Source organism: Campylobacter showae, from assembly GCF_900699785.1.
Taxonomy (GTDB): Bacteria; Campylobacterota; Campylobacteria; order Campylobacterales; family Campylobacteraceae; genus Campylobacter_A; species Campylobacter_A showae_D.
Genome location: NZ_LR535679.1, coordinates 286,493 through 300,403, shown reverse-complemented (window position 1 = coordinate 300,403; position 13,911 = coordinate 286,493). Strand labels below are relative to the sequence as shown.

The window sequence follows — 13,911 nt, the reverse complement described above, 5'->3', positions numbered from 1 at the left end:
AATAAAATGACCATCCATCACCTCTCGCACACTGATCTGGACGGATACGGCGCGCAGGTAATAACGAATCACTATTTTAAAAACGTTAAATTTTATAACTCAAACTACGGCAAGGAGATTGATGAGAAATTTGATCAAATTTTGGCTCAAATTTCGGATAAAAGCATAGCCCAGACGCAGTCAAATTTAAGCGGCGAGCAAAATGGTAACTCGCAAAACGCGTCCGAAAATTGCGGCGAGGGCGAAGTGGCTAAAAGCGATGAAAAAGCGCTTATCCTGATAACGGATCTAAATTTGACCGTGGAGCAGTGCGAAGCCTACGAAAAGGCGCTCGCAAATAAAAACGCTAAAATTTTACTTCTCGATCACCACCAAAGCGGAGCCGAATGCGCGAGCAAATTTAGCTGGTATTTTTTAGATAGCTCAAGGTGCGCGACTAAGATCACGCATGATTTTTTCGCTAAAATTTACGGGATCGATGCTAGCCTAAATCACTTTAGCGACGTCGTAAATGCGGTTGATATCTGGCTAAAAGACGACGTAAATTTTGAAATGGGCAAGGTCGGACTCGGACTCGTCGCAAACGCAAAAGAGATAAATAAAACGATGTTTGAGGCAGAAAACTCGCGATATCTTTTTTATCTAATCAAACGAGCACGGGAGTTTTTTGACGCGGGAGACGACTACGTCGGGCTTGACGAGGCGATTTTCGGATTTAAAAAGGACTTTTTTAAAAAGGATAAAAACGATACGCTAAGCAATCTGATTTCAGCCTTCGTCGTAAAAAAACTAAGCGAGGAAAAAGAGAAATTTAGCATAAAATATAACGATCTTAACGGCATTTTGACCTACAATATCGGCAACACCTCGGTTATCGGTAATGATTTTTTAGTCGCGAACCCCGATATTGATTTTTTTATCGATGTTACGAGCAAAAAGACGCTGAGCTTTCGCGCCAACGGCAAGGCGGACGTGAGCTTAATGGCTAAAAATTTAGTCGGCGGCGGCGGACACGTGAATGCTAGCGGTGGGCTTTTTGCGGGCTTTAAGGATAGCTTTAGCTATGAGAACGTAAAAGCGCAGATAACCGATCTGATAACCAAAAAAACGATTTTACAAGGATAGAAAATGAAAGAAATAGAACCTACCGTAGACGAGCTAAGCTACGAGCTTTCGATGATGCTAGAGGCGATGCTGTATTATGCCGGCGTGAAAAAAGATAGGCTCGAGGACGCTGCCGAGACCTACATCGAGTGCATCGACGACGCGCTGGAAAACTCGGATGCCGAGGGCGTGGACGAGGTGCTCGAAGTCGTCGAATACATGAAGAAAAAGCACGCTAAATTTTTCAAATGAAAACTCTAGCGCAAATTTTACTTTTATCGGCTCTGGCGGCGATGCTTGGCGGTTGCGTGTTTTTAAACGACCGCGGCGTGACGACGAAGTACTACAACGAGTGCAAGGAGTACTACGACGCGACGGGCGTCTATCACAAAGAGTGCCCTAAAAACATCATCGACTGGACGGAGTAATGAGCTTAGAAGCGGCTAGAGCGGCTAAGGCTAGGGAGCTGGCGGGCAAAACCTACGCGCCTTTGATGCGGGAGGTAGAGGAGCTGGCGGCTAAATTTAAGGATCGCGAATTTGAGCTCAAATTTGACGATATAGTCGAGATAAATGCAAATTTAAACCCCGTCCAGCGCGAAGAGACGCTGCAAACGGTGCTAAATTTACGCTCGTGGCGCAAGGGACCGTTTAAGATAGACGATATCTTGATAGATAGCGAGTGGAGGAGTTTTGTTAAATTTAACCTACTCGCACCGCACATGGATCTAGCGGAAAAAGTCGTGGGCGATATCGGCTGCAACAACGGCTACTATCTCTTTCGTATGTTGCCCCAGCGCCCCAAAAAACTAATCGGTTTTGATCCCGGAGTGATGAGCTTTTTGCAGTTTAAATTTATCGATGCGTTCGCGCGCTCGGGTATAGAGTATGAGCTGCTGGGCGTGGAGCATCTGCCGCACTACGGCGTCAAATTTGACGCGCTATTTTGTCTTGGCGTGCTCTATCACAGAAGCGATCCGGTGCGTACGCTAAAAGAGCTAAAAGGCGCGCTAAATGCGGGCGGCGAGCTCTTTTTGGATACGATGTATCTTGATATGGAAGGCGATTTTGCCCTGAGCCCTAAAAATACCTACTCAAAGATACCGAATATCTACTTCGTGCCGACCGTTGGCGCGCTTTTAAACTGGTGCGAGAGGGCGAATTTTAAAGATGCGCAAATTTTAGCTACAAAGCCGACGGACGCGCACGAGCAGCGAAAAACAGAGTGGATCTTGGGGCAGAGCTTGGGCGATTTCCTCGATCCTGCAGACCCTACGCGCACGGTCGAGGGCTATCCCGCGCCAAAACGGGTCTATCTAAAACTAAGCGTATAAAAAGGTGAAAAATGGACGAAAATATCTACGACGACAACAGTAGCGACGGGGTTGTTCTGCCCGAGGACGAAAATCCGTTTCGCAACGAACTAAAAACCTCGCCGAATATAAAAATCGGCCTAAGCGGTACTGTGACGCAGCTCGAGCCAAATCACGCTAAAACGCGTTTTTTCGCCACGAGCGACATGGTTGCCGATAGTGAGGGGCTTATACACAGCGGGTTTGTTTTCTCTGCGGCTAGCTACGCGGCGATGGCGGCGGTCAATGAGACTTTTAGCGTCGTTATCGGGGCTAAGATACATTTTTTTGCCCCGACCAAGCTAAACGAAGCGATCGAATTCGATGCGCGCTCGCACTTTAACGAGAGCAAGAAGCGCGAGGTGCGAGTAACTGGCAAAACAAACGATATAAAGGTGTTTGAGGGGACTTTTCAGGTTGTGATTTTAGAGGATCATATCTTTAAAATTTACAAAACCAACCTGCAAAAACAAGCCGCGCAAAGACGAAACGAAGAAAAACGCAAAGAAGAGGCGAAGCAAAATGCGTAAAATCGCTCAAATTTAAAAGCATACCTGACGGCGCGGTAAATTTGGCGCCGCTTTTGCTTTTTAATTTTATTTTGCACCGTATTTTTGGACGGCATTTTGGCAAAACCTGCATAAATTTAACGCCAAATCTGCCGCCGTCAAATTTGCCTTTTAAAATTTGGCGCGGTTATTTTGAAATTTTAAAAGATCAAATTTGACCCGTTAAAATCTCATCTCTTTGCCTATCATATCTATCCAAAAGTCCAAATTCGCCCGTTCGGCTTTTAGTGTCGTTTTTTCGCCGTGACCAGGATGTAGTATAAAATCTCCCTGTATTTTTTTGCATTTTAGCAAGCTTTGGCGCATATCCTCGGCGTTTGAAAACGGAAAATCATAGCGTCCGATCGAGCCCCTAAACAAAAAATCTCCGCTAAAGATCACGTCGTCCACGCGTACCATACAGCATCCCGGCGTATGTCCGGGAAAGTGCATAAACTCGATCTCAAAGTCTTCTATGTTAAATTTAACGTCCTCAAATTTCGCTCCGCCTACGCAGATCGCATCATACATCGGCTGCTGTCCGGCATCCCAAAGGTCTTCGTGAAGCATGAAATTATCGCTATTATGGATATATACCGGGATATTAAAAAAATTTTTTAAGCTAACATTGTCAAGAACGTGATCGGAGTGTCCGTGAGTGTTTAAAATAGTGAGCGGCGCGTGTGAATTTTTTACGACAAAGTCATATGAATCTTGACCTGGATCAATAATAATCTCGCGCCCGTTTTTGGATACTACGTAGCAGTTGGTTTGATAATCTCCGCATGGTTTTGAAAAAATTTTCACCTTTGTCCTTTTATAAAATTTAATTAAAATAAATTGTATATTTTTTAAGCTTAAAAGTTAAATTTTATAAAAAAATTGTATAATATTTTGGAATTTAAATTTATCGGTGATAATCGTTATGAAAAATTATTCGCAGATCAGCCTGAAGCTAACCGAGTTTTTGGCGAGTTACCTCGAAAAAAGCGGCGCAAAAGGATTTGTCCTGGGCGTTAGCGGCGGCATAGACTCTGCCGTCGTAGCCGCTCTTTGCGCACGCACGGGCATTGAAACGCATGCGCTTTTGATGCCGACGAAGTACTCGAACGAGCGAAATTTAAACGACGCGCTAAAGCTTTGCGAAGATCTAAAAATAACGCATAAAATCATCGAAATCCAGCCGATTTTAGATAGCTTTACCGCGCAAATCGGCGAGCCGCCGTCAAATTTGCGCATGGGAAATCTAAGCGCAAGGGCGAGGATGTGCCTACTATATGATTATTCGGCAAAGATAAACGCGCTAGTCGTGGGTACTAGCAACAAAAGCGAGCGCCTTCTTGGATACGGCACGATCTACGGCGATATGGCGTGCGCGCTAAATCCGATCGGCGAGCTCTTTAAGACTGAAATTTACGAGCTGGCTAAAGAGCTTGGCATCGATGAAAAAATCATCGCAAAAGCCCCGTCCGCCGACCTTTGGGAAGGGCAAAGCGACGAGGCCGACATAGGCTATAGCTACGAGCGGCTAGATGAGGTCTTGCGTCTAGCTCAGAGCAAAAGCGAGGACGAGTTGGCGCAAGAATTTGATCCAAAACTCGTCGCGACTATATTTTCAAGGATGAGAGCGAATAAATTTAAACTCTCGTTGCCGCCCGTTGCTAGCTTGGACGGCGAGTAAAATTTGAGCTAAATTTACTGCTACGGCAATAAATTTAGCTGAGGTTTTGTGGGAAAAGGGCGAAATTTGACGGCAAAGTCGCGATAGGTTTGCTAAAAGCAGCAGAGGCAAGCTTGGCTAAAATATAGATAAAAGCCGTCCAAATATCGGCGCAAAAGCAAATTTAAAAAAGAAACGTAATTCAAGGTAAGATAAAAATAAAAAACAAGGAGGCACAATGGAAGAGATAGCGTTTTATCGACCGTCCATCGACGAGGCCGAAACCACGCTCATCAAAGAGGCTCTAAAAGACCACGGATCGGTGATCGTGGAGAGGCTGGAGTCCGAGCTTACGGAGTATTTTGGCGTAAAGCACGCCATCACTACAAACAACAACAGCGCCGCCCACCATTTGGCGCTTTGCTCGATGGATCTAAAACGCGGCGACAAGATCATCTGCTCGGTAAACTCCACTCCGAGCGTGGCGCAGGCGATCAGGCACTTTGATGCCGAGCCGATATTCGTCGACATCAACGAAGACGACTTTAATATGAATGCCGAGTCGCTACGAAATACCCTAAAAGTGCACAATCACAAAAAACTAAAAGGTATATTCGTAAACCACGTCGCGGGACAGGCTTCTGATATGGACGAAATTTACGCTATCGCACAGGAGTACGACGTAAAGGTACTAGACGATGCGGGCAAGTCCATCGGTTTAACCTATAACGGAGTTAAAATCGGCTCCGATAGCCGCTCGCTCATCTCTTGCTTTAACGTGCATTCGCAGCTAACTAACCCGATCGCGACGGCCGGCTTTATGCTGACCGACGACGACGCGGTCGCCGAGCGCGCTAGGTTGCTACGAAACCACGCGATCATAAAAGGCGGCATAGATAAAGACGGCAACCTAGGCTACGTCTACGACGTCGTCGATATCGGCGTGAAGTATGACCTCACCGGGCTTTGCGCGGCGTATGCGGTGGCTCAGTTTGAAAAAACGGATAAATTTATCGCTCGACGCAGACAGATCGCAGCTATCTACGACAAAGAGCTCGCAGACTGCCCGCACGTCTCGCTACCGATCAAAAAGCGCGATCACGTCTACATCCAGTACATCATCAAGATCGATAAAAACCGCGACGGGTTCGCTAAAGAGCTGCTAGAACGCGGCATCCACACGGCGCTTCACTATAAGCCGATGCACCTTTTGAGCTACTATAAAAGCAAATACGGGCTTAAGGTAAATTCCTTCCCGAATGCGCTAAAAACATATCAGCAGGTGCTTTCGCTGCCGGTTTATAACGCGCTTAGCGACGAAGAGGTCGCCTATATCTGCGAGAGCGTGCGAGAGATAGCCAAAACGCGTGTTTAAAAGGAAAATTTACGCCTTCGCGCAGGAGTATTTTTACGCTCCGAATCTGTGGCAAAAGTGCCTAGCTATAGCGCTTTTGCCCTTGAGCGTGCTTTACTGCGCGGGCGTGATTTTAAAGGCGAAATTTAGCAAAGCTTTAGATTTTGGCATCCCGATTATCAGCATCGGGAATTTAACCCTAGGCGGTAGCGGAAAGACGCCGCTTGGTATTGCTATCTTAAACGAATTTGAGGGCGGTTGCGTTATTTTGCGAGGCTACGGCAGAGCTTCAAGCGGCCTCGTCAAGGTCGCGATCTCGGGCGAAATTTTGGTAGGCGTCACGGCTAGCGGCGACGAGGCGATGGAGTACGCAAAAAGCGTAAAAAACGCAAACGTCATCGTGAGCGAAAACCGCGACGTCGCGATAAAAGAAGCCCTAAATTTAGGCACAAAGTACGTGTTGCTCGATGATGGCTTTGGCAAATTTCACATCAAAAAATTTAACGTCCTAATCCGCCCGTCCTCAAAGCCTTATTTTGATTTCGTCCTACCTAGCGGCGCGTATCGCTACCCGAGCAAATTTTACGCCAAAGCCGACTACGTCGTAAAAGAGGGCGAGGATTTTACTCGCACAAGCGAAATTTTAAACCCGACTCCAAAGATGGTTTTGGTCACCGCTATCGCAAATCCGCAGCGCCTGGAGCCTTATTTTAGCCTTTGCATCGGGTGCGAGATATATCCCGATCACTACGCGTTTTCGCGGGATGAGCTGGTAGAAATCCTAACCCGCTACGGCGCGACCTCCCTTTTGGTTACGCGAAAAGATGCCGTAAAGATGGAGGAGTTTGGCCTGCCGCTCTCCGTTATCGCGCTAAAAACGACGCTGGCGGATAAATTTAAACGAATTATCAAAGAGAAAATTCTATAATCTCCTAAAAATTTTAGGACGCTTTAATGAAATTCGTACTAACTTCTTGCGCCGATAAGGCCGCGGCTAAAACTCTAGCCAAAAAGCTCGTAAAAGCTAAATTTGCCGCTTGCATCAGCGTTTTTAAGGCAAATAGCGTTTATTTTTGGGACGGCGAGATAAAGGATGAAAAGGAGCGGGTTTTGCTCGTAAAAACCGCGGTCAAATTTAAAAAAGTCGCTAAATTTATCGCGAAACATCACGACTACGATCTGCCTGAGATAGTCGCTTTTAAGGCGGATAAAGCTAGCAAAAAATACAAAAAATGGATAAAAAAGGAAAGTAAATGAAGCTATTTCAAACTAGAGCAAGCGAGGGCGAGAGCCTAAAAAGTGTGGAATTTATCCAGGCGCTACTGAGCCCCAGCTCCGCTCACGGCGGGCTATACGCACCGACGCAGCTACCGCAGCTGGACGCAAATTTCTTTGCAGAGGCGGTAAATTTAACATACGCGCAAATCGCTCTAAAGATCATAGAGAAATTTGGATTTGACGCGGATGCGGCGATGTTTGAGCGGGCGGTGAAGCGGTACGAGAGATTTGACGATCCGCAAAATCCCGTGCAGGTGCGAAAAATCGGCGAAAACCTCTACATAAACGAGCTTTATCACGGGCCTACCCGCGCGTTTAAGGATATGGCGCTACAGCCGTTTGGCGCGCTACTTAGCGAGCTGGCCGCAAAAAGAGGCGAAAAATACCTCATAATGTGCGCGACTAGCGGCGACACGGGACCTGCGACGCTAGAGACATTCGCGAACGCGCCGGGCGTCAAAGTCGTCTGCCTCTACCCAAAAGACGGCACGAGCGAGGTACAGCGCCTACAAATGATAAACGCTGACGCCGAAAACCTCAAAGTAATCGGCATCGAGGGCAACTTCGACGATGCGCAGCGCGCGCTAAAAAGCCTGCTGGCTAGCGAGAAATTTAAAGAGCGCCTAAGCGCTGCCGGACTATCGCTCTCGGCGGCAAATTCGGTAAATTTCGGCCGAATTTTATTTCAGATCATCTATCACGTTTATGCCTACGTTTATCTGCTAAAAACGGGCGAGCTAAAGGGCGAGTTTGACATCGTCGTGCCTAGCGGCAACTTCGGCAACGCACTAGGCGCATACTACGCCAAAAAAATGGGCGCGAAAATCGGCAAAATCAAAATCGTCTCAAACGCAAACAACATCCTGACCGAGTTTTTTACGCAGGGGCGATACGATCTGCGCGGCAAAAGTTTGGTTAAGACGATCAGCCCTGCGATGGATATCCTGGTCTCATCAAACGTCGAGAGGTTGCTTTTTGATAAATTCGGCGCCGTGAGAACCAAAGAGCTGATGGACAAACTCGCGAGCGATGGTTTTTACGAGCTTTCAAGCAGCGAACTAAACGCGCTAAAAGAGGACTTTGACGCTGATTTCTGTAGCGACGAGGAGTGCGAGAAATTTATAAAAGAGTGGGCGGCAAAAGACGTCGCAGTCGATCCGCATACGGCTACGTGCTTTAAAGTAGCAGCAAATTTAATGCGCCAGGCCGTGATAACGTCGACCGCGCACTGGGTCAAATTTGCTCCGAGTATGTTTAAGGCGCTAAAAAACGAAACTCTAAAAGACGAAAAAAGCGGGCTCGAGGCCTTGGCGGCAGAGTTTAACGACGAAGTGCCCGTCGCGATAAGATCGCTATTTGCAAAAGCCGCCGTACACAACGAAATCGCCGCAAAAAGCGATATAGAAGCTAAAATTTTAGCTTGGATCGAGCGATGATCATCATCCCTGCAAGGCTTGCCTCGACGCGAATGCCTAATAAAATTTTACGCGAAATAAACGGCGTACCGATGTTTGTCGCTACAGCGCGCAGGGTGAGCGCGGCTGACGAGGTCGTGATCGCTGCAGACGACGAGGGCGTGGCGGAGATCGCGCAAAAATTCGGCTTTAAAGCCGTGATGACGAGCCAGGCGCATCAAAGCGGAACCGACCGTATCAACGAAGCAGCGGGAATACTCGGCGTCAAAGATAGCGAAATCATCATAAACGTGCAGGCCGATGAGCCCTTTATCGAGCCTGAAAATATCGTAAAATTTAGAGAATTTTGCGAGAAAAACGCGGAGAGAGCATTTATGTTTTCGTGTTTTAAATTTGTCGGCGGCGAGCTAGCGGACGATAAAAACCTGGTCAAAGTAGTGACCGACGACGCTGGCTACGCGCTTTATTTCTCGCGCTCGCGCATCCCGTTTGACCGCACACCGTTTGACGCATACAAGGCGCATCTGGGCATCTACGGCTACGGCGCGGTAAATTTAAAAAGATTTTGCTCATTTGCGCCGTCGACTCTCGAAAATACCGAAAAGCTCGAGCAACTGCGCGCTCTATCAAACGGCGAGAAAATCCTCATGCTCGAAGTGCAAAGCGACAGCATCGGTATCGACTGCGAGGAGGATCTGCAAAGGGCGCGAGCGAAATTTGGCATTGAGTTAGATTAACGCCGAAACCCCAGAAATTTGGTAAATTTGCCCAAAGGAAAAATGCATGACGAATGAGAAATTTACCGAACAGGTCACGACTTTGGCGAAATTTTTGCAGACTTATTGCACTGATAAACACGCACTAGAGCCGAAGCGAGAGATAGATTTGGAGCTAACATATAAGGGCGAAAATTTAAATAATAGCGTACGAACGCAGCTTTGCACCGAGTGTGAACAGCTGTTTTTCTACGCTCACGAGCGGCTTTTGGCCTGTTCGCACGATGTTAAGCCAAGCTGCCGCAAGTGTCCGCATCCGTGCTATGAAAAGCCTAGATGGACGCAGATGGCAAAGATAATGAGGTATAGCGGCGTGAAGCTCGGGCTTGTAAAACTTAAAAAGATATTTACCTTTTCAAAAACGGCGGAGTAGGGTCGACGAGAGGCTTAAAGTTTGATAGACAATTCTACCATGCCAAGCTTTAATACTGCAATCACCTAACTATGCCAACCGGTGGCGTAATAGAGCGTTGGTGGTATAGTTTTAACAAAAATCAATAGTACCGTATTTTGGGGATTTAAAAGGATTAGATGGTTACCCTGAAAGGATTCGAACCTCTGTTAGCTGATCCAGAGTCAGCAGTTCTACCACTAAACTACAGGGTAACGATAGGCGAAATTATAGCGAGCGAAATTTAAATCAGCTTTAATTATCTCAAATTTTAAGAATAAAACCGCAAAAATCGCCACGCAAATTTCACAGCCCGAATTTTTCAAGATGGGCTAAAAATTTTTCGGGCGGATAAAAGCCGATGAGGCGCGCGTTTTTTAGCTCATCTTGCGCGTCGCTGTTGGTGCGGAAAAATAGGATTGCAGGCGGTCCGATGAGTCCGAATTTTCTCATTATCTGCGCATCGTCATTACTATTTTTTGTCACATCTATGCGCAAAAGAGTGAAATTTGCTAACTTATTAAGCACGGCTTCGTCTTTAAATGTGATCTCGTCAAGCTCGTTGCAGCTAGCGCACCAAGTCGCATAAAAGTCGATCAGTACAGGTTTGGACGAGCTTTTTATTGCATTTTCTAGCTCTGTCAAATTTGACACTGTGATAAAATTTGGCTCGTTTTTACTCAAATTTACGCCTGCGCCGCCTGTATTTTTAAAGCCCTCGAGTGGATTTAGCGCCGATTTTGCGCCCGAAAACGAGCCTACGATCAGCAAGACGGAGTAGATAAAGGCTAGCAGCGCCGTACCTTTTAGTAGCTTTTTGCCGCCGCTTTGCTCGCTACTTGTCGTATCAAAAGCTCCGAAAAATACACTAGCAAACACGCCGATGACGCCGTAAAGTAGTAGCTCCGCCATAGCGCCCAGCACGCGTGCGCTCAGCCAAACCGCCATTATCAGCATGATAAAGCCAAAAAGCGTCTTGATTTTATCCATCCACGCGCCCGGTCGCGGCAAAATTTTACCCGAGCTCGCCCCGATCAGCAGTAGCGGCACGCCCATGCCAAGCCCCATCGTAAAGAGCGCAAGCCCGCCAAACAGCGCGTTTCCGCTCTGCGCGATATAAAGCAGCGCGCCCGCAAGAGGCGCGGCGACGCAGGGGCTAGCGATGAGCGCGGATAAAAATCCCATCGCAAAAACGCCGATTATGCCGCCTTTGCTTTGGGCTTTTTTGCTAAGCGCATTTTGCATAGCAAGCGGCATCTGAAGCTCGTAAAGTCCGAACATCGAAAGCGCGAGCGCGACGAAAACGAGGCTAAAGCTGATCAGTACGGCCGGGGTTTGTAGCGCGCTTTGTACACCCGAGCCAAAAACGCTAGCCGCTACGCCTGCGACCGCGTAGGCGCACGCCATCGCAAAAACGTAGATAAGAGAGAGGGAAAAGCCGCTCGTGGCGCGAGGGTTTTTACTGTTGCCATTTTTAGCGTGCTGGTTGTCGCTGTCAAATTTGTGCGAGTTTGCGTCTGACGCACTTAAATTTACGGCACTGTTTTTGCCGTCATGCGCGCTGCTAGCTTGTTTTGAGACGATGATAGATGATAGGATCGGGATCATCGGAAAGATGCAAGGCGTGAGCGAGAGTAGCAACCCGTAGCCAAAAAACGTGGCGAGCGAGAGGAGGAAATTTGCGCTGCTAAGGCTTGCGGCGATGGAGTCTTGCTCAGAAAGCGGGGCTTGCGAGCTTACAAAATCAGGCTCGGCGGCCTCTATGATCTGCGCGACGGAGTAGCCGCCAAGACCCTTTTTGACGCTAAATTTGAGTATTTGCGGTTGGTAGCAGATGCCGTCTTTGGCGCAGCCTTGGTATTCGAGCTTTAGAGTGAAATTTTCGCCGCCACTAAGCCCTTTTAGCAAATTTATCGGTACGAAAAGGCTAAATTTACCCGTATAAACCTCGCGTTCGTCGTAAATTTCGCCTTTTGGGAAGTTTAGATGCGAGTTTAAAATTTTATCGCCTAGGCTCGCTGCTAGGCTGTCTTTATAGACATGGATATTTGGCGCCGGGGCGAATCTAAACTCGACGTTTTGCTCGTCGGCGTGCGCGGTGAGGCCGAAGGCTTCTTTGACCGAAAGCGGTTCGGCAAACATAGCGCAGCAAGTCAGAATCGCCGTAAAAATCATCCTAAAAATCATAATATTCCTTGAAATTTTTGTCGTATTTTACACAAGCTCCCATAAAGTCAGCGTTAAATGTTAAATTAAGAGGCGTATTTTAGCTAAATTTTAATTATTTGATAGTAACATTTTAAAAATACCCAAAGGAGGTTTAGAGTGAGTAAAAACGGCACAGATAGCGTGAAATTCGACTACGAGCACGAGCTTCGAAAGCTGCAAATCGAGCTTTTAAAATTTCAAAATCACGTAAAAGAGCAGGGTCTGCGCGTACTCATCATCATCGAGGGGCGCGACGCGGCGGGTAAGGGCGGCTCGATAAAGCGCCTAACCGAGCATCTAAATCCGCGCGGATGCCGCATCGTGGCGCTTGAAAAGCCAAGCGACGTCGAGCGCTCGCAGTGGTATTTCCAGCGTTACGTCGCGCATTTGCCGAGTGCCGGCGAGATCGTGATCTTTGACCGCTCGTGGTACAACCGCGCTGGCGTGGAGCCGGTGATGGGCTTTTGCACGCAAGAAGAGCACAAGGAGTTTTTGCGCGAAGTGCCTAAATTTGAGGAGATGATCAAAAACTCGGGCATTATTTTTTTTAAATTTTACCTCTCGGTTTCAAAAGAGGAGCAAAAAAAGCGCTTCAAAGAGCGCCTCACCGACCCGCTCAAGCAGTTTAAAATTTCGCCCGTGGATGAAAAAAGCCAGGAGCTATGGGATCAGTACACCATCGCCAAGTACTCCATGCTGCTAGCCTCAAACACGCCGTTTTGTCCGTGGACGATCATCGTCTCGGATAGCAAAAAGCAGGCTCGCATAAACCTTTTTAGGCATATCCTGGCAAACGTCGATTATCCGAAAAAAATAGACGCCAAAAACTTTGAGTGCGACGAAGGCATCGTAAGGAGCGGCGAGGATGAGATACGCCAGATGGAGGCAAATCTCAAAAACGAGAAGCTATCCAAGATGAACGGATAGGGCAGGGCAAGTTTGGGTCAAATTTGACGTGCGGCGCGGCAAACGGCCTCGCGAGATTTTGCCTAAATAAGTCAAATTTGACTCGGATGTTAAATTTATACGCGGGCAGCCAAACCCGCGCCTTTTTGATGCGAACGACGGTAAAATCGGCGTTTGCCTATTTTATAAAAATAAATTTGTGAGTGGCTACTATAAATCTAACAAAGCCGAACGGGGCTAAAATTTAACTCAAATTTGCCAAATTTCACCGGTGCTCGGCAGATCAAATTTAAGCCTCGCAGAGCCGTTACTCGCGCATTTTATAGCCAAATTTAAACATCCTCCACGTCATCCACGCCGCACCATGCGCCCACGAGCAGAGCTTGAGCCGTCGCCGTTATCGCGGCGTCCGCGTAGTAAAGTAAAGCACGGAGCCCGGGCTTTCTTTTAGAAAAAGCACCGTGAAGCTAGATACGACAGAGACTATGAGCATGACGGAGTGAAATTTAAATAGCGGATTTTGCGTGATGCGCGATAGTCTAAAGTTTAAAATCGTCCAAAAAATCATCGTAACCACAAGTAAAACAAGAAACAAAAGCGTAAAAATAGGATCGTAAAGTATCCCGGCTAGCAGGGCCGCCGCCGTAGCAATCCCTAGCAACCAATACGCGTGAAACGGCCGCATGAGGTTAGTCTCGCACATAGGCTGGAGCTTTTTAAGCGCTTTGTAAAGATAGACGAGCGCAAGTATGCTTATCGCCGTCCAGCCATGCTTTTCTTGAAGTTTCGGAAAAAAATCCTCAACGTAAAGCACCAAAACCGTAAAAGACATAAAACAAGCCGAAAGCATTCCCTCTTGCTTTGCTTTTTCGATGATTTGGGCTTTATCTTCGGTCAAATTTTGTTCGTTTTCTCTCATC

At 47.3% G+C, this 13,911-nt stretch carries 16 protein-coding genes and 1 tRNA gene; 13 read left to right on the top strand and 4 right to left on the bottom strand.

Annotated elements, in window-relative coordinates; genetic code table 11:
• Positions 1-6: 6 nt before the first annotated feature.
• Genes E4V70_RS01430 through E4V70_RS01410 form a run of 5 tightly spaced genes read left to right on the top strand, consistent with a single transcriptional unit; the run spans position 7 to position 2,985 of the window.
• A complete protein-coding gene (locus tag E4V70_RS01430) occupies positions 7-1,125 on the top strand; it encodes a DHH family phosphoesterase (RefSeq protein WP_122862215.1) in 1,119 nt (372 codons plus the stop codon).
• A gap of 3 nt (positions 1,126-1,128) precedes the next feature.
• The gene (locus E4V70_RS01425; RefSeq protein WP_122862216.1) at positions 1,129-1,356 is read left to right on the top strand and encodes a hypothetical protein; all 228 of its coding nucleotides are present in this window, start codon (positions 1,129-1,131) and stop codon (positions 1,354-1,356) included.
• Positions 1,353-1,532 (top strand): hypothetical protein, encoded by a 180-nt coding sequence (locus E4V70_RS01420; RefSeq protein WP_122862217.1) that lies wholly within the window; start codon positions 1,353-1,355, stop codon positions 1,530-1,532. The genes E4V70_RS01425 and E4V70_RS01420 overlap by 4 nt, the downstream gene beginning before the upstream one ends.
• Entirely contained in the window at positions 1,532-2,437 is a 906-nt protein-coding gene (gene cmoB / locus E4V70_RS01415; RefSeq protein WP_122862218.1) for a tRNA 5-methoxyuridine(34)/uridine 5-oxyacetic acid(34) synthase CmoB, read from the top strand. Before E4V70_RS01420 ends, cmoB begins: the two co-directional genes overlap by 1 nt.
• Before the next feature lie 11 nt (positions 2,438-2,448).
• A complete protein-coding gene (locus E4V70_RS01410; RefSeq protein WP_122862219.1) occupies positions 2,449-2,985 on the top strand; it encodes a PaaI family thioesterase in 537 nt (178 codons plus the stop codon).
• Between the two features lie 201 nt (positions 2,986-3,186).
• On the opposite strand, the gene E4V70_RS01405 is transcribed toward E4V70_RS01410, so the two are convergent.
• Entirely contained in the window at positions 3,187-3,810 is a 624-nt protein-coding gene (locus tag E4V70_RS01405; protein ID WP_122862220.1) for an MBL fold metallo-hydrolase, read from the bottom strand.
• A gap of 118 nt (positions 3,811-3,928) precedes the next feature.
• Between E4V70_RS01405 and E4V70_RS01400 the strand changes: the two genes are divergently transcribed.
• The 7 genes from E4V70_RS01400 (at position 3,929) to E4V70_RS01370 (ending at position 9,859) form a co-directional block, all read left to right on the top strand.
• Positions 3,929-4,684, top strand: a complete 756-nt coding sequence (locus E4V70_RS01400; RefSeq protein WP_122862221.1) for an NAD+ synthase — start codon at positions 3,929-3,931, stop codon at positions 4,682-4,684.
• A 217-nt stretch (positions 4,685-4,901) separates the two neighbouring features.
• A complete protein-coding gene (locus E4V70_RS01395) occupies positions 4,902-6,038 on the top strand; it encodes a DegT/DnrJ/EryC1/StrS family aminotransferase (protein WP_122862222.1) in 1,137 nt (378 codons plus the stop codon).
• Entirely contained in the window at positions 6,031-6,945 is a 915-nt protein-coding gene (locus tag E4V70_RS01390; protein WP_122862223.1) for a tetraacyldisaccharide 4'-kinase, read from the top strand. The genes E4V70_RS01395 and E4V70_RS01390 overlap by 8 nt, the downstream gene beginning before the upstream one ends.
• Positions 6,946-6,971: 26 nt before the next feature.
• Positions 6,972-7,274 carry a divalent-cation tolerance protein CutA gene (cutA, locus tag E4V70_RS01385; protein WP_122862224.1) on the top strand — a complete coding sequence of 101 codons (303 nt, stop codon included), beginning with the start codon at positions 6,972-6,974 and terminating at the stop codon, positions 7,272-7,274.
• Entirely contained in the window at positions 7,271-8,731 is a 1,461-nt protein-coding gene (thrC, locus tag E4V70_RS01380) for a threonine synthase (protein ID WP_122862225.1), read from the top strand. The genes cutA and thrC overlap by 4 nt, the downstream gene beginning before the upstream one ends.
• Complete coding sequence (kdsB, locus tag E4V70_RS01375) at positions 8,728-9,447, top strand: 3-deoxy-manno-octulosonate cytidylyltransferase (RefSeq protein ID WP_122862226.1); 720 nt, start codon at positions 8,728-8,730, stop codon at positions 9,445-9,447. Before thrC ends, kdsB begins: the two co-directional genes overlap by 4 nt.
• A 46-nt stretch (positions 9,448-9,493) precedes the next feature.
• On the top strand, positions 9,494-9,859 hold the full coding sequence (locus E4V70_RS01370) for a nitrous oxide-stimulated promoter family protein (RefSeq protein WP_122862227.1): 366 nt from the start codon (positions 9,494-9,496) through the stop codon (positions 9,857-9,859).
• Between the two features lie 159 nt (positions 9,860-10,018).
• On the opposite strand, the gene E4V70_RS01365 is transcribed toward E4V70_RS01370, so the two are convergent.
• Positions 10,019-10,092 (bottom strand) — tRNA-Gln (locus E4V70_RS01365).
• Between the two features lie 91 nt (positions 10,093-10,183).
• A complete protein-coding gene (gene dsbD, locus E4V70_RS01360) occupies positions 10,184-12,064 on the bottom strand; it encodes a protein-disulfide reductase DsbD (RefSeq protein ID WP_122862228.1) in 1,881 nt (626 codons plus the stop codon).
• Positions 12,065-12,202: 138 nt separating this feature from the next.
• Between dsbD and ppk2 the strand changes: the two genes are divergently transcribed.
• Positions 12,203-13,012, top strand: coding sequence for a polyphosphate kinase 2 (gene ppk2 / locus E4V70_RS01355; protein WP_122862229.1), 810 nt, complete (start codon positions 12,203-12,205; stop codon positions 13,010-13,012).
• A gap of 376 nt (positions 13,013-13,388) precedes the next feature.
• Here the strand turns inward: ppk2 and E4V70_RS01350 are convergent, their stop codons facing one another.
• Complete coding sequence (locus E4V70_RS01350) at positions 13,389-13,910, bottom strand: hypothetical protein (protein ID WP_122862230.1); 522 nt, start codon at positions 13,908-13,910, stop codon at positions 13,389-13,391.
• Position 13,911 lies beyond the last annotated feature (1 nt).

What these genes read in the sequence shown, in the direction of transcription:
- E4V70_RS01430 (WP_122862215.1), top strand. Translation starts at nt 7, where the DNA reads ATGACCATCCATCACCTCTCGCACACTGATCTGGACGGATACGGCGCG.
- E4V70_RS01425 (WP_122862216.1), top strand. Translation starts at nt 1,129, where the DNA reads ATGAAAGAAATAGAACCTACCGTAGACGAGCTAAGCTACGAGCTTTCG.
- E4V70_RS01420 (WP_122862217.1), top strand. Translation starts at nt 1,353, where the DNA reads ATGAAAACTCTAGCGCAAATTTTACTTTTATCGGCTCTGGCGGCGATG.
- cmoB (WP_122862218.1), top strand. Translation starts at nt 1,532, where the DNA reads ATGAGCTTAGAAGCGGCTAGAGCGGCTAAGGCTAGGGAGCTGGCGGGC.
- E4V70_RS01410 (WP_122862219.1), top strand. Translation starts at nt 2,449, where the DNA reads ATGGACGAAAATATCTACGACGACAACAGTAGCGACGGGGTTGTTCTG.
- E4V70_RS01400 (WP_122862221.1), top strand. Translation starts at nt 3,929, where the DNA reads ATGAAAAATTATTCGCAGATCAGCCTGAAGCTAACCGAGTTTTTGGCG.
- E4V70_RS01395 (WP_122862222.1), top strand. Translation starts at nt 4,902, where the DNA reads ATGGAAGAGATAGCGTTTTATCGACCGTCCATCGACGAGGCCGAAACC.
- cutA (WP_122862224.1), top strand. Translation starts at nt 6,972, where the DNA reads ATGAAATTCGTACTAACTTCTTGCGCCGATAAGGCCGCGGCTAAAACT.
- thrC (WP_122862225.1), top strand. Translation starts at nt 7,271, where the DNA reads ATGAAGCTATTTCAAACTAGAGCAAGCGAGGGCGAGAGCCTAAAAAGT.
- kdsB (WP_122862226.1), top strand. Translation starts at nt 8,728, where the DNA reads ATGATCATCATCCCTGCAAGGCTTGCCTCGACGCGAATGCCTAATAAA.
- E4V70_RS01370 (WP_122862227.1), top strand. Translation starts at nt 9,494, where the DNA reads ATGACGAATGAGAAATTTACCGAACAGGTCACGACTTTGGCGAAATTT.
- dsbD (WP_122862228.1), bottom strand. Translation starts at nt 12,064, where the DNA reads ATGATTTTTAGGATGATTTTTACGGCGATTCTGACTTGCTGCGCTATG.
- E4V70_RS01350 (WP_122862230.1), bottom strand. Translation starts at nt 13,910, where the DNA reads ATGAGAGAAAACGAACAAAATTTGACCGAAGATAAAGCCCAAATCATC.